Annotated in this window: 17 protein-coding genes and 4 tRNA genes; 14 read left to right on the forward strand and 7 right to left on the reverse strand. The window is 60.1% G+C overall.

Features of this window, described 5'->3' with window-relative positions; translation table 11 throughout:
• Positions 1-42: 42 nt before the first annotated feature.
• The 7 genes from tcuB to ACINK1_RS08445 all read right to left on the reverse strand — a co-directional run bounded on the left by tcuB (position 43) and on the right by ACINK1_RS08445 (position 6,571).
• Positions 43-1,149 carry a tricarballylate utilization 4Fe-4S protein TcuB gene (tcuB, locus tag ACINK1_RS08415; protein WP_376800936.1) on the reverse strand — a complete coding sequence of 369 codons (1,107 nt, stop codon included), beginning with the start codon at positions 1,147-1,149 and terminating at the stop codon, positions 43-45.
• The gene (gene tcuA, locus ACINK1_RS08420; RefSeq protein WP_376800935.1) at positions 1,136-2,533 is read right to left on the reverse strand and encodes an FAD-dependent tricarballylate dehydrogenase TcuA; all 1,398 of its coding nucleotides are present in this window, start codon (positions 2,531-2,533) and stop codon (positions 1,136-1,138) included. The genes tcuB and tcuA overlap by 14 nt, the downstream gene beginning before the upstream one ends.
• 67 nt (positions 2,534-2,600) lie before the next feature.
• Entirely contained in the window at positions 2,601-3,584 is a 984-nt protein-coding gene (locus tag ACINK1_RS08425; protein WP_376800934.1) for a D-2-hydroxyacid dehydrogenase family protein, read from the reverse strand.
• Between the two features lie 3 nt (positions 3,585-3,587).
• Complete coding sequence (locus tag ACINK1_RS08430) at positions 3,588-3,824, reverse strand: hypothetical protein (RefSeq protein WP_376800933.1); 237 nt, start codon at positions 3,822-3,824, stop codon at positions 3,588-3,590.
• 47 nt (positions 3,825-3,871) lie between these two features.
• Complete coding sequence (locus ACINK1_RS08435; protein WP_376800932.1) at positions 3,872-5,656, reverse strand: cation:proton antiporter; 1,785 nt, start codon at positions 5,654-5,656, stop codon at positions 3,872-3,874.
• Positions 5,657-5,926: 270 nt separating this feature from the next.
• Positions 5,927-6,001, reverse strand: a tRNA-Glu gene (locus tag ACINK1_RS08440).
• Positions 6,002-6,112: 111 nt separating this feature from the next.
• The gene (locus ACINK1_RS08445) at positions 6,113-6,571 is read right to left on the reverse strand and encodes a VOC family protein (protein ID WP_376800931.1); all 459 of its coding nucleotides are present in this window, start codon (positions 6,569-6,571) and stop codon (positions 6,113-6,115) included.
• 200 nt (positions 6,572-6,771) lie between these two features.
• Here ACINK1_RS08445 and ACINK1_RS08450 point away from each other — a divergent pair, with 200 nt between their 5' ends.
• The 14 genes from ACINK1_RS08450 to ACINK1_RS08515 all read left to right on the forward strand — a co-directional run bounded on the left by ACINK1_RS08450 (position 6,772) and on the right by ACINK1_RS08515 (position 17,443).
• Positions 6,772-7,533, forward strand: a complete 762-nt coding sequence (locus ACINK1_RS08450; RefSeq protein ID WP_376800930.1) for a Sir2 family NAD-dependent protein deacetylase — start codon at positions 6,772-6,774, stop codon at positions 7,531-7,533.
• A 154-nt stretch (positions 7,534-7,687) separates the two neighbouring features.
• A complete protein-coding gene (locus ACINK1_RS08455) occupies positions 7,688-8,266 on the forward strand; it encodes a cold-shock protein (RefSeq protein ID WP_376800929.1) in 579 nt (192 codons plus the stop codon).
• Positions 8,267-8,452: 186 nt separating this feature from the next.
• Entirely contained in the window at positions 8,453-8,881 is a 429-nt protein-coding gene (locus ACINK1_RS08460; protein ID WP_395760077.1) for a DUF192 domain-containing protein, read from the forward strand.
• A 95-nt stretch (positions 8,882-8,976) separates the two neighbouring features.
• A tRNA-Pro gene (locus tag ACINK1_RS08465) sits at positions 8,977-9,053 on the forward strand.
• A 44-nt stretch (positions 9,054-9,097) separates the two neighbouring features.
• Positions 9,098-9,403 carry an ETC complex I subunit gene (locus ACINK1_RS08470; RefSeq protein WP_376800927.1) on the forward strand — a complete coding sequence of 102 codons (306 nt, stop codon included), beginning with the start codon at positions 9,098-9,100 and terminating at the stop codon, positions 9,401-9,403.
• A gap of 10 nt (positions 9,404-9,413) precedes the next feature.
• Positions 9,414-9,490, forward strand: a tRNA-Arg gene (locus tag ACINK1_RS08475).
• A gap of 364 nt (positions 9,491-9,854) precedes the next feature.
• On the forward strand, positions 9,855-10,313 hold the full coding sequence (locus tag ACINK1_RS08480) for an SET domain-containing protein-lysine N-methyltransferase (RefSeq protein WP_376800926.1): 459 nt from the start codon (positions 9,855-9,857) through the stop codon (positions 10,311-10,313).
• Positions 10,285-11,385 carry a hypothetical protein gene (locus tag ACINK1_RS08485; RefSeq protein WP_376800925.1) on the forward strand — a complete coding sequence of 367 codons (1,101 nt, stop codon included), beginning with the start codon at positions 10,285-10,287 and terminating at the stop codon, positions 11,383-11,385. Before ACINK1_RS08480 ends, ACINK1_RS08485 begins: the two co-directional genes overlap by 29 nt.
• Positions 11,382-12,467, forward strand: coding sequence for a hypothetical protein (locus ACINK1_RS08490; RefSeq protein ID WP_376800924.1), 1,086 nt, complete (start codon positions 11,382-11,384; stop codon positions 12,465-12,467). The genes ACINK1_RS08485 and ACINK1_RS08490 overlap by 4 nt, the downstream gene beginning before the upstream one ends.
• Entirely contained in the window at positions 12,464-13,909 is a 1,446-nt protein-coding gene (locus ACINK1_RS08495) for an SET domain-containing protein-lysine N-methyltransferase (RefSeq protein WP_376800923.1), read from the forward strand. The genes ACINK1_RS08490 and ACINK1_RS08495 overlap by 4 nt, the downstream gene beginning before the upstream one ends.
• Positions 13,910-14,006: 97 nt before the next feature.
• Positions 14,007-14,080: transfer RNA gene (locus ACINK1_RS08500), tRNA-Cys, on the forward strand.
• Positions 14,081-14,170: 90 nt separating this feature from the next.
• Positions 14,171-14,836, forward strand: a complete 666-nt coding sequence (locus tag ACINK1_RS08505) for a protein-L-isoaspartate O-methyltransferase (RefSeq protein WP_376800922.1) — start codon at positions 14,171-14,173, stop codon at positions 14,834-14,836.
• 174 nt (positions 14,837-15,010) lie between these two features.
• Positions 15,011-16,414, forward strand: coding sequence for a TolC family outer membrane protein (locus ACINK1_RS08510; RefSeq protein ID WP_376803754.1), 1,404 nt, complete (start codon positions 15,011-15,013; stop codon positions 16,412-16,414).
• Positions 16,415-16,684: 270 nt separating this feature from the next.
• Entirely contained in the window at positions 16,685-17,443 is a 759-nt protein-coding gene (locus ACINK1_RS08515; RefSeq protein WP_376800920.1) for a PopZ family protein, read from the forward strand.
• Positions 17,444-17,497: the final 54 nt, after the last annotated feature.

A 17,497-nucleotide genomic window follows, 5' to 3' on the forward strand; every position in this document is an offset into this window, starting at 1 on the left:
ACCACAGTCTTGGCTAGATCAAAGTATAAGGTTCTGGGGTGTTCATGCCGTATTGCCTTGCTGACGGTGTGCCCGACGCTCGGCTGCGCTGCGCAGGAGCGCCAGCCCGCGATAGAGCCCATGCACCATCTTGGAATAGGGAAGCAGGAGAAACAGGCTCAGCACCACCCCAAGATGAACGGCAAGCAAGACACCCATGGCAGCCGTTTCACGTGCCAACAACAGCGCAAAGCCCGTTACGCTCGTGGCAACAAGCAACAAAACAAACGCGCTTTCCATGCCAAACGCGCGTGCATCACCCAGATGGGCACCGCGTCGCAACTTTTGATGCAGCAGCCCGATCGGTCCGATGATGAGACCGATGCCGCCGACACTGCCCAGCACGACCGGCAGGTCATAAGGCGGGTAGGGGGCCTCCATGCCAAGAAGATAATGATAAAGCGTTGCGACCGAGGTCGCCGCAAAGCATAGCAGGAAGCCGTAAAACGTCAGGTGGTGATAAAGCCGCCGGCGATCTTTCCCTGCGTCATCGACATCGCAGCCCGCGCCCCCACCGCCAAGATAACGCAGCGTGGCGACATCGCTGACGGCCATTGCCGCGTCATCTGGCGATATCGCCGGCGGCCGCGAGCCAAGCCAGAAAGTGCGTGCGCCCATCGCCATTGCTGCCAGCGCATAGGCAAACGCCAGGCCAAACAGCAGCGCCATCGCATTGTGCGACATGAGACGATAAAAAGCACCAGGGCCGGCATGCACGGCAAACATCTCGCCACCGGCAGACCAACCGACAAAGCCCAGAAGAAACAGAGAAATGCAGGTGGCGGTCAGAAGGCCCACCACCATGCCATTGGCACCAAACAGCAGCTTCAATGCCGGTGGCCAGGCATAGCTCAGATAGGAATCATTCCTCACCTTGGCCAGGACCGCTGGCACGTTGACGGCAAATTCGTGCGGCGGCGAAAACTGACAATCCGTGTAGCACGCACCGCAGCCATGACAGAGATTGGCGAGATAGTTGAGATCAGCGTCACCAAATTCACGGCGCAATTCCATTGCCGGAAAGACCGCGCATAATCCTTCGCAATAGCGGCACGAATTGCAGATCGTCATCAGCCGGTCTGCTTCCTTGAGCGCCTCAGTTGCGTGCATGGCGCGCCGCCTCCCGTCCGGCGATGCGTCCAAAAACGCTGCCAATTGTCATGCCGATGCCCGCCGCATAGCCTTGCCCCAGAACGTTGCCGGCCATGATCTCGCCGGCGGCGAACATATTGGCCGACGGCTTCCCGTCAGCCATCATCATGCGTGCCTGCGCATTCACCCGCGTGCCCAGATAGGTGAACGTGATGCCGGGGCGCACCGGATAGGCATAAAATGGCGGCGTCTCGATGCGGCGCGCCCAATGTGATTTGGCGGGGTGCAATCCTTCGGTGCGGCAATCATCGAGGATGGTATGATCGAATGTACCGGGACGCACGGCGGCGTTGAACCCGGTTATGGTCTTTTCCAGCGTTGCACCATCAAGATCGAGCTTGCCTGCAAGGTCGCCAATCGTCTCGGCGCGGATCGGTGGATAAAGCGAGGGCATGAACTGCTCCAGGCACGGGGCATCGAAGATGATGTAGGCGATCTGCTCAGGTTGCGCTGCCACCAGCCGGCCCCATATGGCGTAGCGCTTTGGCCAGATATCCTCCCCTTCATCATAGAAGCGCTCGGCCCGCCGGTTGACGACAATCCCGAACACGACGCAATCAAGCCTGGTGATGATGCCGCCATCGAATTTCGGCGCGCGGGCATCGATGGCCACCGCGTGGCACTGCGTCGCGTCGCCGATTGCCCCAACGCCCTTATCCAGCAGCAATTTGAGCACCGTACCCTTGTTGTACGGCGTGCCGCGAATAAGAAAATTGTCGGCAGCCTCTCCCCAACCCTCCTTGAGCCAGGCGATATTGGCCTCAAAGCCACCGGAAGCCGCAATCAGCGTCGCAGCCGTGACGGCGTGACGCTTGTTATCATGGGCAACAATGGCGTTGAGAAAAAAACCGTCTTCAATTGTCAGATCAACGATCTCGGCGTCATAGCGGATCGTTACACCAAGGCGCTCGGCTGTAGCGTAAAGCGCGTTGAGCATTGCTCGCCCGCCACCGAGGAAAAATGAATTGGTGCGCCCGAGGCTCAACGTACCCCCCAGCGAGGGCTGCCAGCGCACGCCCTGCTCGACGATCCAGTCAAGCATGTCCTCGGACTCGCCGATCATCAGGCGCGCCAGTTCCGGGTCGGTCTTGCCACCGGTGACCTTGAGCAGATCGTCGTAAAATTCGTCCTGCGTGTAGGGGCCGGTGAGCGTATGGGTTGCCTTGGCATGGGCGCAGCGCATGTTGCGTGTGTGGCGGGTATTGCCGCCTCGGTAGAATTTAGGCGCCGCCTCCACCACCAGAACGCGAGCGCCTCCGCGCGCTGCCGCGATTGCCGCACACAGCGCCGCATTGCCGCCGCCAACCACCAGCGTGTCGTAATGTTGATCCCACGATTCCATGATCAGCGTTCTACCTGCAGTTGCGGCGACAGGAAACGGGCAGGAGGTTGGAACATGCCGGGCTGCCTCACTCGCGCTTTGTCGCCAGCGCGTCAGGGTTCACGACATGAACGGGCGCGCCGTCGCGATAGGCGATGATCTGGTCGAAGATGTCGCCAAACTGCACATCATATTCCTCATGCGTCACAAAGCCGATATGCGGCGTTGCCACCACATTGGGCATATCAAGCAGCGGATGGCCTTCAGCGCCGATCGGTTCGTGCTCGTAGACATCGATGGCGGCCATGCCTGGCCGTCCTGCCTCAAGTGCTGCCACCAGTGCCCCCGGCGCGATGATGCCAGCCCGGCTGGTGTTGACGATGAGCGCTCCGGGTTTCATGCGGGCCAGATCATCCGCCGTGACAATGCCGCGCGTGGCATCGACGAGGCGCAGATGCAGCGAAACCACATCGCTTTCGGCAAAGAGTTCAGCCTTGTTGCCAGCCTGCGCATAACCATCGGCGATCGCCGCCGCCCGGCTCTTGTCGCTGCCCCACACCAGCACTTTCATGCCGAAGGCTTTGCCGTAGCGGGCGACTTCCCTGCCGATCCGCCCATAGCTGAAGACACCGAGCGTCTTGCCATGCAGCGTATAGCCAACCCCCATCTGCCAGGTGCCGGCCTTGAGCGATGCCATCTGTTGCGGGATCGAGCGGACAGCGGCCAGCACCATCGCCCACGTGAATTCAGCCGTCGCATATGACGGCGTGCCGGCATGCATATTGGACGAGACGATGATCCCGCGTGCGGTGCAGGCCGCAATATCAATATGAGGATAAACGCTGCGCTGACTGATGAGTTTGAGATTGGGCAGTTTCTCGATCAGCGCGCGGGACATGGCGGTGCGTTCGCGAAACAGAACCAGCACCTCGGTGTCGCTCAGCCGGCGCGCCAGCTCGCCGACATCTGCGACATGATCATTCCACACGGTAACGTCGAAGCCGTCGAGCTTGCGAAAGCACGGCAAGCCGCGCAGCGTGTCATGCCAGTCATCGAGGATGGCGATTTTCATCGTTCAGCCTTGACGCCTGAGAAAGTCGCTGCCGCGTGCCGTGATACAAACGATCTGCCGGCCCTCACGGATCTTGCGCTCGACAAACCGGCGATCATTTGCCTCTTCCCATACCGGCAGGCGCGGGCAGGAGGTGCGCCAGGCCGACATGACGTCGGCATAGGGCTTTTCGCCTGCGGCAAGAAAAGCCAGCAGGTCGACCACCAGAGCGTTCAAGGGAGCATCGATCACGTCATTCATTGGCTTGGGCTCATGTTACCGCCTGGGTGCCTGGCAGCGCAGAGTGATCATGCCTTCCTTTTAACGGCATGAGAAGATGCCTGCCCGGCTGTTTTTGCAGCCTCCTGCAGCGCTTTGCGAAATTCATCACGCCGCTCATGGATCGAGGCAATGACCGGACCCATCGGCTTGCCGAGGCCAACCAGCGCCGCTTCCGACAATTGCAGGCTGGCTTCGATGGTTTCCGGCACGGCATCGGTGACGCCCAGCGCATAGAGCTGGCGGGCATGGTCGCCGTCGCGCGCCCGCGAAATGATGACCAGGTCGGGCCTCAGGCGTCGCAGTCCTTCGACGATGCGGGCAATCAGCGCCATGGAATGGATGGTGATGACGACGGCGGACGCGTCTGCAATGCCGCAATTTTCGAGAAACTGCGGGTCGCTCGCATCACCGAAATAAACTTCATGGCCACGGCGGCGGTCATCGCTGACGCTGCGGGCATCCGAATCGATGGCCGTCACCTCAAGCCCGTGGCGCCGCAACATGTCGCCCACCACCTTGCCGACGCGACCATAGCCAACGACAATGGCGTGATGACGGCGCTCGCCGGGCATCTGCGACAGAGCCGGATCGACCGGCCTGGGGGCGTCGACCCGCTGCGACAGGCGCCGGGCCAGGGTCGCGATCGCCGGCAGAAGCAGCATGGTGAGCGAGGTGACGGCGAGTGCAAAATGCCCGGTTTCCGCCGGCACGACATCAAGCGACAGCGCCAATCCGAGGCCTACGAAAGCAAACTCGCCGCCGGCTGCCAGCAGCAGCGCCACTTCGAGCGCAACCACCCGGCTGAGCCTGAAACTGCGCGCCGCGCCGAACGCAATCACCCCCTTGATGGCAAACAGCGCTGCGATGCCGAGCGCCGTCATCACTGGCGCATGCACAACCACGCGACCGTCAATGCCCATGCCGACGGTAAAAAAGAAGATGCCGAGAAGAAGCCCTTTGAACGGTTTGATCAGCGTTTCGATGGCCCTGCGATATTCGGTTTCAGCCAGCAGCAAGCCGGCGATGAAGGCGCCGAGCGCCATCGACAAATTGGCAAGCGCGGCAATGACGCCGGTGGCGACAATCACGAACAGGATGGCGGCAATGAAGAGATCGCTGGATGCAGCTCCTGCCACCAGCCGGAACAGCGGGCGCAAAAGCAGGCGGCCGACGATGACAATGACAGCGATCGCCAGCACGGCCTGCGCGAGCGCGAGCAGTACCGTGATGGTGACCGAACCACCGCTGCGGCTGCCCAGGATAGTGATGAAAATCAACAGCGGCACGATGGAGAGATCCTGCGCCAGCAGGATGGCGAAGCTCGCGCGCCCGGTCGCCGTCGCCATACGCCCCTGTTGCGACAGGAGTTCGATGATGATCGCCGTGGAGGACAGGGACAGGCACGAGCCGATGACCACCGCCACGGATGGCGAAAGGCCAAGCAGCAGTAAAACCCCGCTCAACGTCAGAGCTGAGACAATAATCTGCAGGCTGCCAAGCCCGAAGACGAGCCGGCGCATGGAGATCAGCCGCTCGTAGGAGAGTTCGAGGCCGATGAGAAACAGAAGGAATATCACGCCGAATTCCGCGATGTTTCCGACGTTCTTTCCATCCGATATCGATATATATGCCATCCACGGATAAAGAGCCGCGAGTGATCCCAGACCGTAGGGACCAACCACCGCGCCGGCGATGAGATAGGCCACGACCGGGCTCCAGCCGAAGCGGCGCGCCAGCGGCACGACAATACCCGCCGTTCCCAGCACGACCAGCGCATCGCCATAGGTCGGTATATCGAATCCTGTCGCCATCCTGCCTCCGGCAACGATATTAGGCCCGGATTCGAGCCTTGTATTGCGGCATGTTGTCGAATGCGGTCGGCAGTTGAGAATGGCGGCTGGTGACAGCTGTGCGCCAGAGGCAACCGATCACTCTGCCACGCGGCCAAACTTTTGCTCGCGATCCGGCCGATCAACCCTGGTCAATGAAAGCGGTCAGGATGTACATCCGGAATTATCGTATTGCATCAACGATGTGACGCGATCGGTCAGAACATACAAGCAATTGCAATAATGAAAATTTGGCGCTCCCGACGGGATTCGAACCCGTGTACCCAACGTGAAAGGCTGGTGTCCTAACCACTAGACGACGGGAGCCTGCGCCGGAAACTTCGTCCCGACGCCCGGCGCTTATAAGGTGGTGCGCTGCACGGTGCAAGCGCTAGATCAGCCTTGTGAAGGCCGCTATGCGCCCATCACGCGCCAAGCTTACCATACGCCGGTGTTGGGCATCGACGCCCACGGTTCGGCTGGCGCTTTCGCTTCGCCCTTTTGCAACAGCTCGATCGAGATGAGATCAGGCGAGCGGATGAAAGCCATGCGCCCGTCACGCGGCGGGCGGTTGATGATGACACCGGCAGCCTGCAGCCTGGCGCAAGTCGCGTAGATATCGTCCACCTCGTAGGCGAGATGGCCGAAATTGCGCGCAGTGCCATAATCCTCCGGCGTCCAGTTATAGGTGAGTTCGACCATTGGCGCATCACGCCGCCCTTCGGCGATGGCCGCGCGGGCAGCAGCTTCATCCTCCTTGGCGCACAGGAAGATGAGGGTGAATTTGCCAGCCTCACTGTCGATGCGGCGCAATTCGATGAGGCCGAATTTGGTAACGTAGAAATCAAGGCTCTCTTCGATATTTCTCACGCGCACCATAGTGTGCAGATAGCGCATCATCGTCTCCTTCAGCTGTGATCCCGGTCAAGCCTCGTTATGTGCCTTGGTCTTTATCCTGTGTCCAAGCCGCTTCTCATAGCGACCAATGAGGGCCCCTGGAATTATGGATCGTTTTGTCGCACCCTTTTCCCGTGCACATTTCCGGTGCGGACGGCTAAAACCTATCTGCAAAGCCGGCAGGCAGGAATAGGGCGGCCATGATCCTGATCACGGATGGTGATGAAGCGCGCATGCGGTTGCATGAGGAGATTGCTGCCGCGCGCTCGATCCTGCCGTTCACCGGCGCTGGTATCTCGACGGATGCCGGTATCCCTGACTTCCGCTCGCCGGGCTCGTTGTGGACCGTCAACAAGCCGATCCCCTTTGCGGCCTTTGTCGCGGAGCCGGCGGTCCGCATTGAGGGCTGGCGGCGAAAATTCGCTATGGACGACAGCTTCGCCGGGGCGCAGCCGACATCCGCCCACCATGTCATGACAAATTGGGTGCGCGAGGGGCGAGCGAGGGCGGTGATAACGCAAAATATCGACGGGTTGCATCAGGCTGCCGGCCTGAGCGAGGAAGACGTCATCGAACTTCATGGCAACACCACTTATGCGCGTTGCCTTCAGTGTAGAAAACGTCACGAATTGGGGCCGATCCGCGCATATTTCCAGCAGCACAGCACGCCGCCCGATTGCATGGAGTGTGGCGGCGTTTTGAAAAGTGCGACCATTTCATTTGGTCAGGCGATGCCGCAGAGCGCGTTGACGCGCGCCGGCGAATTGGCAAAGCGATGCGACCTTTGCCTCGTCGTTGGCTCCTCGCTGGTCGTCTATCCCGCCGCAGCCATCCCCCTTGTCGCGCGGGACGCCGGCGCCCGCCTTGTCATCATCAATCGCGAGAAGACGGCGCTGGATGAAGAAGCCGACCTCGTATTGCGCACCGAAATCGCCGCCTGTTTCCCTCCTCATTTTCCCTAGGAAAGGCGCAACAACAACATGGAAATGCGGAGGAATACATACAATTACGCCTCAATTTATTTGAATTTTGATACTGCGCCTACTTCGTTTTTGCTCGAATCATGGCAAGCTTAAATTTGTGTTAATCAGCATTGCTGGGGCGGCGGAGTGCCAAATGAGTGCGAATGAGGGGCGGGGCCTCGACCGCGATGTAGGCTCGGGATCGGATGCAGGGCTCGACGTCGTCGAGATCGCCGGCATCATCAAATGGTTCGATGTCGCTAAAGGCTACGGATTCATCATTCCAGATAACGGGCTGCCGGATGTGTTGCTGCACGTGACCGTCCTGCGCCGCGATGGTTTCCAGACGGCTTACGAAGGCAGCCGCGTGGTGGTTGAGGTTTTGAACCGTCAACGGGGATTGCAGGCGTTACGCGTCAAAGCGATGGATGAATCAGCGGCCATTCATCCCTCGCAATTGCCGCCGGCGCGAACCCATATTCAGGTAGCCCCGACGTCGGGACTCGAGCGCTGCATCGTCAAATGGTTCAACCGGACCAAGGGCTTTGGCTTTCTCACCCATGGCGAGAATGGTCGCGACATCTTTGTCCATATGGAAACGCTGCGCCGTTTCGGTGTCACCGAATTGCGACCGGGGCAGACGGTCATGGCCCGCTTTGGTGAAGGCCCCAAAGGGTTGATGGCTGCAGAAGTGCGCCCCGAAAGCGGCGGAAATATTCCACAGTCGCATTGATCGATGCCATCATGTGTCGGTATGAACGGTGCGCCCTGCTGCCTTTGGCAGACAGGCGTTCATTGCATCATGGCAGACGGGTGACATATGCGGACGACAGTCTGGAACATCAGGACGGGATCGAGCCGGCGTTCTGAGCGCGGACGATCATGGCATCTGTGGTCGGCAGTGCTTGGTCTCGTTGTCATGTTCGCCAGCCTCTCCCTGGCGCAAGACAAGCCGCAGACGGGTTTGCGCACGGCGGCACTTGATATCGTGGCGGCCAGCGGCGTTCATCACTTTACCGTTGAAATGGCGCTCGGCGATGAGGAGCGATCAGTCGGCCTGATGCATCGCCGCGAGCTGGCGAGCGATAGCGGAATGCTCTTTGATTTCGGCCGTGACGATATCGTGACGATGTGGATGAAGAACACCATCTTGTCGCTCGATATGGTGTTTATCAAAGCCGATGGAACGGTAGCGCACGTGGTGGAGCAAACAACGCCGTTCTCGCTTGCAACCATTTCCTCGCGCGTCCAGGTGCGCGCCGTGCTTGAAGTGCCGGCCGGAACCGTGAAACGTCTCGGTGTGAAACCGGGCGACCGCATTCGCAACGTTATCTTTGGCAATCTGTGACATCGTTTTCTCGCCGACGGGCGGGTGGCCGGTGGCAGCAAGTCTTGACGAGCGCTGCACAGCCGTGTCATCGCACCGTCGGTAGACTGAGAATTCGGGGCGTAGCGCAGCCTGGTAGCGCATCTGTTTTGGGTACAGAAGGTCGCGAGTTCAAATCCCGCCGCCCCGACCACTCTCTCGTCGTGCCAATCGATCATCAGATGACAGGAGCAGGTGATGACCGCGAGGATCTACAAGCCAGCGCGCAGTGCCATGCAGTCAGGGCGCGGCAAGACCAAGATGTGGCTGCTTGAATTCCAGCCGCACGAGCGCCGTGGCGCTGATCCGTTGATGGGGTGGGTATCATCCGGCGACACGCAGACGCAGGTGAAGCTGTGGTTTGAGACCCGGGAAGCTGCCGCAGCCTATGCCGAGCGCCAGGGAATCGCTTACGAAGTCAGCGAATCGGCGGCATCGGAATCACCCGCGATGTCCTACTCCGACAACTTCAAATTCACGCGCATTGGTCAATGGACCCATTGAGTATGCGTCTGACCCCGTAGCTCAGCTGGATAGAGCAAGTGCCTTCTAAGCACTAGGTCGCAGGTTCGAGCCCTGCCGGGGTCGCCATATGGCAATACTGATTTTCGTGACAGCTCTATTATGAAATCTTGTCAAGTGAAAATGGACGAGGTGTTACATACATAAATTACGTCTATACAGACGTTAGCGTTGTCAGGCTGCGTTTATAGTTTTTATTTTGTTTTGTCCCATCATAAATACCGCTTCGATATCGTTGAGTCGCTTTCTGTGGATAGACTCCAGATCCCGCAAAATAACCTTTAATTATCGAGGTTTACTCTCGCTTGTCGCCGCTCTGTCATGTATTGCAGCTTGAGGCTCACTGCTGAGAGCCTCGGCCCGGGCGGGTACTCCGCGTGGTGCTGTTCGACAAACCAACGCGCTGCCGGCACAGCGCCAAACGGTCCTCGCCATGAATCAGGCAGTGATGCGCGTACAGGTCGATTATGGTCCCTTCGGCGAGATGATCCGCGCCGTCCGGGCCCTGCGTCAGGGAGAGCTTGTGTTCTTCCTCACCGGCGACATTGTGGACGCGCCAAACAAATACACCATCCAGTTATCGCCTAACCAGCACGTGCTGACGCGGCGCGCCTTGTGGCGGTTGGTCAATCATTCCTGTGAGCCTAATCTTGTCGTCGATGTCGCCAACCGGCGCATGGTTGCTGCGCGCCCCATTGAGGCAGGCGAAGAGCTCTCCTTCGATTACAACACCACCGAATGGTCGATGGCATCTCCTTTTGACTGCGGCTGTGGTCAGCCCGGATGCGTGCGTGTCGTCCAAGGCTTCCGTTATCTCTCCGGCCCGCAGCGTCAACGTATCGCCGCCCGCCTGTCGCCCTACATTGCCTCGCGCATCGACGATCAGGGCTGAAAACCGCCCGCGCGATCAGCAGCCGGCAAGCGCGCGGCTGCGGCCGGTCCATGTTTTCGTTCCCTACCAGTTGAGCGAGGGGCGCGCCGCCAGCCCCTATTATGATACCGCCGAATTCCGCGCTGAACTGCCAGGCTGGTTTGCACCAGGTCGCGAGTGGCGCTGGTGCGTGATTACGCTCGACGAGCAGTCGCTGACGCGCGCTGTCAGTGAGGCGCGCGCTGCCGGTGCGGTCGTGCTCAATCTCTGCGATGGTGACGAGCAGGATGGCTATCCCGGACCCTCCGTTGTCGCGGCGCTGGCGGCATCGGGAGTATCTTTCAGCGGCGCCGATCCACGGTTTTATGGCTTGTCGTCCTCCAAGCTGGCGATGAAACAGCGCTTCATTGCCGCCGGCCTGCCGACGGCCCCGTTCATCCGCCTTGACCACGATGAAGCGATCGCGCTGGCTAAGACCGTCGTCGGTTATCCCTGTATTCTCAAGCTCGATGTTTCCGCTGATGGCATCGGCATGACCCGACGATCGGTTGTGGCTGGTGCTGACGACCTGAAAGACGAGCACGCGGCCTTGCTCGCCCACGGGTTTGGCGCTCGCATGCCGTATGTGGAGGCCTTCGTAAAAGGCCGCGAAATGAGTGTGCTTGTTGTCGAGGACGACAGCGCGGCGACAGGCCTGCGCGCTTTCGCGCCTGTCGAATGCGTCTTTGATACCCGCATCCCTGATCGCGAGCGCATCCTCTTCAAGGGGCATCGCGATTTTGATCCCTTTGGCAATCAGCGCGACGAGGGCACGGCGGCTCGTGTTGTTTATCAGACAGCCCCCGACGTCTTTCATGAACCCTTGAAGCGCCTGGCAATCGCTGCGTTCCGAGCGGTGGATGGGGTAGGCTACGCGCGCATTGATGTCAGGATACGCGATGGCGACGACGCTGCCTTCCTGCTTGAGGTCAATGCCAATTGCTCGCTGTCGCGTGATGAGCTGAGCATCGCTCCAGCGCTCGCCGCCGCGCATTATGACTTCAGCGATCTGGTGCGGCTGATATTGCGCGAAAGTGTCGAGGCTGCGAGATGACCGCGCCCCTCGCCCGCGCCAGCCATATCCCGCCACCACCCGTGCACGTCTTCGTACCCTATGCCGCTGCTGGCGAGGCTCTGATCAGCCCGTATTTCGAAACGGCTGAGATGCGCTTTGATGTTGCGCAATGGATGCAGGCCCTGGGCCGACAATGGCAATGGGTCCGCGTCACAGCGCACAACATCGAGGCCGTCATCGACGATGCGCGCCGCGCTGGCGCTAGCGTTTTCAACCTCTGTGACGGCGATGACATCAATGGCTATCCGGGCCTGTCGGTCGTGCGGGCGCTTGAAGCAGCGCGCCTTGCCTTTACCGGCGCTCGCCGTCGATTTTATGAGATATCCACGTCAAAGCTTGCCATGAAGGAACGGTTTCGCTCTGCCGGTGTCGCGACCGCTCCTTACGTCGTGATCAACGACGTTACCCGCGATCTGCAAACGGCGGCCAGAGAGATCGGCTTTCCGCTGTTCCTGAAGCCCGATGTCTCGTTTGGCGCTGCCGGCATCACATTGCGTTCACTGGCCAGGACGCTGGACGAGGCGCAGGCCAATGCCACGCTCCTGCTGGCTGGAATGCATGATTGCCATGTCGCGCCGGGAGGCTTTTTCGCCGAGCCTTATCTCGATGGCCGCGAATTCACGGTGCTGTGCGTTGCTGATATCGGCGCGCCGCACGGTGTGAGGGTGCTTGAGCCCGGCGAGCGCGTGTTCCATCCGGCGCTGCCCGAGGATCAACGCTTTCTCACCTTTGAGCGCGTCTGCGGAGAGTATTCCCATGATGAGCGCCTGCCTGACGGCATTGACCTTTACGGCTATGCGCCAGCCCCCTCGAGCGATCACGCCCATCTGGTTGATCTGGCGCGCCGCGCCTATCTCGCGGTTGATGGCAGTGGCTATGCGCGCGTTGACATCCGCGCCTCGCGCCGCACGGGTGAAGCCTATGTCCTCGAGGTTAACGCCAATTGCGCCTTGTCATCTGACGACACATCGTCAGTCGGCGGTATTCTTGCCATGTCGGGGATGTCTTCGGCGGACCTGATCGCCCTTATTCTGACGGATGGCGAGGCGAGGGCGTTGTGAAAATCTGTGTCCTTCAACCCTCCTATCAGCGCACCGAGATGCTGGCGGATTACGCAAGGAATGATCCACCCCGTGATCTGTCAGGGCTGGTTCCGGAGTGGCAATTCACCCATGTCTTTCTTGATAAAGCGACTGTCTACCGCCAGTTGAAAGCGCTGAAACGTGACAATTTTGATATGTTCGTCAACCTGTGCGAGGGGCATCTCGAATGGGACGTTCCGTCAATTGACGTCATCCATGCGTTGGACGCGCTCGGACTTCCTTATACCGGGCCAAGCGCCGATCTTTATGAGCCGCGCAAGGGCGCGCTGAAGATCATTGCGCGCTATAGCAGCGTCGCGACGCCGGGCTTTGTCAGGGCGAGCCGGCTGGAGGATGTAAAGCGGGCAGGCGAGTTGCTCTCATTTCCACTTTTTCTGAAGCCTAACGAGGGTGGCGACAGCTTTGGTATCGACAGCGATAATCTGGTGAATGATCAAATCGCACTGATCGCAAAAGGCGCGGCACTTCTGGCTGCGTTTGATGACATTCTCATCGAGCAATTCATCGGCGGCCGCGAATTTTCCGTGCTGGTTGCCGCTGATCCGCGATCGCCCGGCATGCCGCGCGCCTTCGCGCCGATCGAGTTCGTATTTCCACCCGGTGAACGCTTCAAATCCTATGCGTTGAAGAACACCGAGTTTCATCCTGAGCTGAACATCGCCGTAACCGATGAGGCGCTCGCGACACAGTTGAAGGATGCGGCGCGCCGGATATTCCTCGCTTTTGGGGCCAAGGGCTATTGCCGGCTTGATTTTCGACTGGACGCGCATGGTACCGTCCATGTTCTCGATGCCAATTTCACCTGCTCGGTCTTTTATCCTGATGGCTTCCACGGCACCGCTGATTATATCCTGGCGCGTGACGGGTTCGGGACGGCGGCCTTCCTGCGTCTGATTGTTGCCGATGGGCTTGCCCGCCACAGATCGCGCCGTAAATCCTATCGCGTACGCGACAACGGGCTTGCGGGGCTTGGTATCGAGGCAACGTGCGCTTTGGCGCCGGGCGACATTGTGTTCAAAGGTGAGGAGCGTGCGCAGCGCCTCGCAACCAGACGCCATGTCACGAATAAGTGGAATGACAGCGACCAGCGCCTGTTTGCCCAATATGCCTATCCGCTCAGCGACGAGGTTTATATTCTGTGGTCGGAAGACTGGAACGATTGGGCGCCGCAGAACCATTCCTGCGACCCCAATACAGGCTATGACGGCCTCGACGTGATCGCTTTGCGCCCGATTGCCGAAGGCGAGGAATTGACGCTCGATTACGCGACATTCTGCAACGAGGCGGCAGAAGGGTTCACCTGCGGCTGCGGCGCCGTATCGTGCCGTGGATTCGTCACCGGAACGGCTGGAAATTCTGTTGATCGCCGCGAGGCATCCCGGCGATCCCCGGGCAAATGAGACGGTTGTGGAACGCCACTGCGACAACAGTTCGCAGAACAGCTTGGCGTCGCGCCCTCGACCTGTTATAGCGCCGCGCGGACGATATCTCCAGCAAGGCCTCGTGGCGGAATGGTTACGCAGCGGACTGCAAATCCGTGTATTCCGGTTCGATTCCGGACGAGGCCTCCACACTTGTCGCTACGGCCTGCCAAGATGCCGGCTTGCGACTGACGTGGCGCGTCGTTAAAGTTTGTCGCTCACTCAAGCCTGGGATTTGTCATGGATTTCGATCTTGCCCGCGAAACGATGGTGAACAGCCAGATCCGCACGGTCGATGTGACGGATTCGCAGGTGATCGCTGCGTTTCTGAAAATAAGGCGCGAGGCCTACATTGCGCCGGCCTGGCGAGAGATCGCTTATTGTGACGGCGAGCTTGGCGTCGATGAGATGAACCAGTCGCGCGTGCTGCCATCGCCGGCAGCCTGGGCACGTCTCGTCCAGCTTCTCGCCCCCACAAGCGATGGCAAGCTGCTGATGATCGGCTGCGCAGGCGGCTACGGCGCTGCTATTCTGGCCGAGCTTGTCCACCATGTTGTTGCCATCGAGGCTGACCGTGATGTGGCGAACACGGCCAAATCAGCACTGCGCGCCAACGGTGTCGCCAATGTCGATGTTCACCATGGTGCAATGGCGGCGGGCGTGCCAAGCGATGCGCCCTTTGCCAGCATCATCTTCGAAGGCGCAATCGACGCATTGCCGGCCTCAATCAGTGCACAGCTCGCTCCCGGCGGGCGTATGGTCGCTGTGGTCGGACGCGGGCGAACGGCCAAGGCGCATCTTTATCGCCGCCAGGAGGCTGTCGTATCGGGTCAGGCGATGTTCGATGTGGCTGTCCCGACACTGGCGGGGTTCGAAACGCAACCGGCTTTCGAGTTTTCTGCATAGGCCGGCAGCGGAATGAACGTGTTCACACGTTGCAACATTGCTTCACTTGCGGCAAATCGCAGCTTTGTACGACGCTGTCATTGTGAATAAGCGCGGACCTGCTATGGTTCGCGCATTGCATCAGCGACCCCGACAACGGCAATGTCGAGGATTGTGCAGGCCAAAAGGTTAACAATGCGCTTACGTTTTCCATCATGCATCGCGCTCCTCGGTTTCGGTGTTATTTTTGGCGGGCATGCAAGTGAGCTGAGGGCGCAAACCATCCGCGACGCGCTGGCCAGCGCCTACGTGTACAATCCCCAGCTTAACGCCGCGCGCGCCGCGCTTCGTGTCACCAACGAAAGCGTACCGCAGGCACTGGCAGGCTATCGCCCGACCGTCAGTCTGAACGCCGATCTCGGCGCCCAGCACAATATCAACACCACGGGTCGGGGATCGCAGACGACAGCGGGCGCTGGCCGTCAGGAAACAAACCAGACACCTGCGGGTTACAGCTTTACGGTCAACCAGACGCTGTTCAACGGCTTTTCGACTGACAATCAGGTCCGTCAGGCCGAATCTCTGGTACGTGCCCAGCGCGAGACCCTGCGTACCGCCGAACAATCCATCATGTTGCTTGCCGTGACCGCCTTCATGGATGTGGTGCGCGATCAGGCGATCGTGAAACTGCAAAAAAACAACGTCGTCGTGCTGACCGAGCAACTGCGGCAGACCCGTGATCGCTTCAAGGTTGGCGAAGTGACGCGAACCGACGTGGCACAGGCAGAGTCACAATTGCAGGGCGGTATATCTCAGGTGAGCGCAGCTGAAGCGGCTTTGATTGCGAGCAAAGCCAATTATCGCCAGCAGATTGGCCAGGAAGCAGGAAATCTCAATCCCCAGACCAATGTCGAGCGGACGCTGCCGAAATCCGTCGCCGCAGCGATTGAAGCCGGCGCCAGCGAACACCCGCAGATAAGGGCAGCGGCCTATAATGTTGATTCCGCCGCCTTCGCCATTCAGATCGCCGAGGCCGCACTTTATCCGACGATCACCGTCGGCGGCACCGCGTCAACCGGCTTCAATCGCGCCATCGGCAACAATACGTCGGAGTCCTACGCGGTTGTGGGACGCGTGACGGTGCCCCTCTACGAGGCGGGCGTTGCGCCCTCGCGGGTGCGGCAGGCCAAAGAGACGCTCGGCCAGAATCGTATCCAGGTTGACGTGGTCCGCGATCAGATCCGTGCGCTCGTTGCCACCCAATGGGGCAATCTCGAGAGCCAGCGCGCCCAGGTCAACGCCTCGCAGGCGCAGATCAAGGCGGCAAAGATCGCCTTCGACAGTATTAGGGAGGAAGCGCGCGTCGGCCAGCGGACGATCCTCGACGTGCTGAACACCCAGCAGATCTTGCTCAATGCGCAAGTAGCGCTCGTGCGCTCGCAACATGACCGCACCGTCGCTGCCTACACGCTGCTTGGCGCCATCGGCCGCCTGAGTGCGGAGCAATTGCAACTCGCCGTCGCCCTTCACGATCCGACCCAGCACTACGAGCAGGTGCGTGATCGCTGGCACGGGCTGCGGACGCCAAGCGGCGAATAGGTCGCATTTGACGACGCAAAACTCTGGAAAATACAAACAAAAAGCCGGCGTTTGCATTGCGAATCAAGTCAGACATGCGCATGACTATCAGGCAGCGTGTCAGCCATCGCAGCTGCTCGTTCTGGTGTCCACTTGGGACGTCTGGTCGAAACTGCAGATGCTTGGTCGGCGTCGGTTCGAACAGGCCGATAGTGTCGCGCTGTTCGGGGACTTCGGGCGACGGGTTGATATGTAGGGCAGGTCAGCAAGGCGTTTGGTGGGATCACAGGCATGAGTAAGGCGACCGCGGCAGCCGAACCATCGATGGAAGAAATACTGGCGTCGATTCGCCGCATCATCACCGATGGTGACGCCGCGCCAGCAGCCCCGGCCGCGAAGTCGGAACCGCCAAAACCCGAGGCACCAAAGGCTGCCGCCCCCAAGCCTGCCGCGCCTAAACCGACACCTGCGCCGAAAGCCTCTGAGCCGGCCAGCCAGGATGATATCGACGCCATGCTGGCGGCGATGGATGCCGGTGAGGACGAGCCGGCTGCCGTTCCGGAAGTCGCGGAAAGCGAGGCGGACGACGAAGAAGAAGCGCTTGATCTTGCCATGGTTCGGGCGGCCGCCGATGTCAGCAATAACGCGGCCCCTGCCAAATCCGCCGCCAAGGCGATGCCGGTTGTCGAGGTCGAGGAGGATCTCGGTTTCGAAGAGCCTGTTGACGAAGAGCCGATGGCACCTGTGATGATGCCCGCGGCGCCTGTGGCGACGCGGTCGACAGGCGCGGTCAGCGCGCCGGCTTCCATGGCAAGCCCGCCCGCTGCTGCAGCACCCGCCTTGCTGTCGCAGGATACCGAAGCCTCGGTTGCCGCCGCCTTCAGCTCGCTCACCCAGGCGATCTTCTCCAATGAGCCGCGAACCATTGAAGACGTGATGAAGGAATTGCTGCGGCCGATGATCAAGACCTGGCTTGACGATAATCTGCCCTCCGTTGTTGAACGGCTGGTCCGGGAGGAGATTTCCCGCGTCGCGCGTGGCAGGCGTTAAGTTCGTTTCCCTGTCGCGCACATCGTGCCGTTGACAAGCATGCCGCTTGCCGCT

Source organism: Raskinella chloraquaticus (SeqCode) (assembly GCF_021731865.1).
GTDB classification, from domain to species: Bacteria; Pseudomonadota; Alphaproteobacteria; order Rhizobiales; family UBA4765; genus Raskinella; species Raskinella chloraquaticus.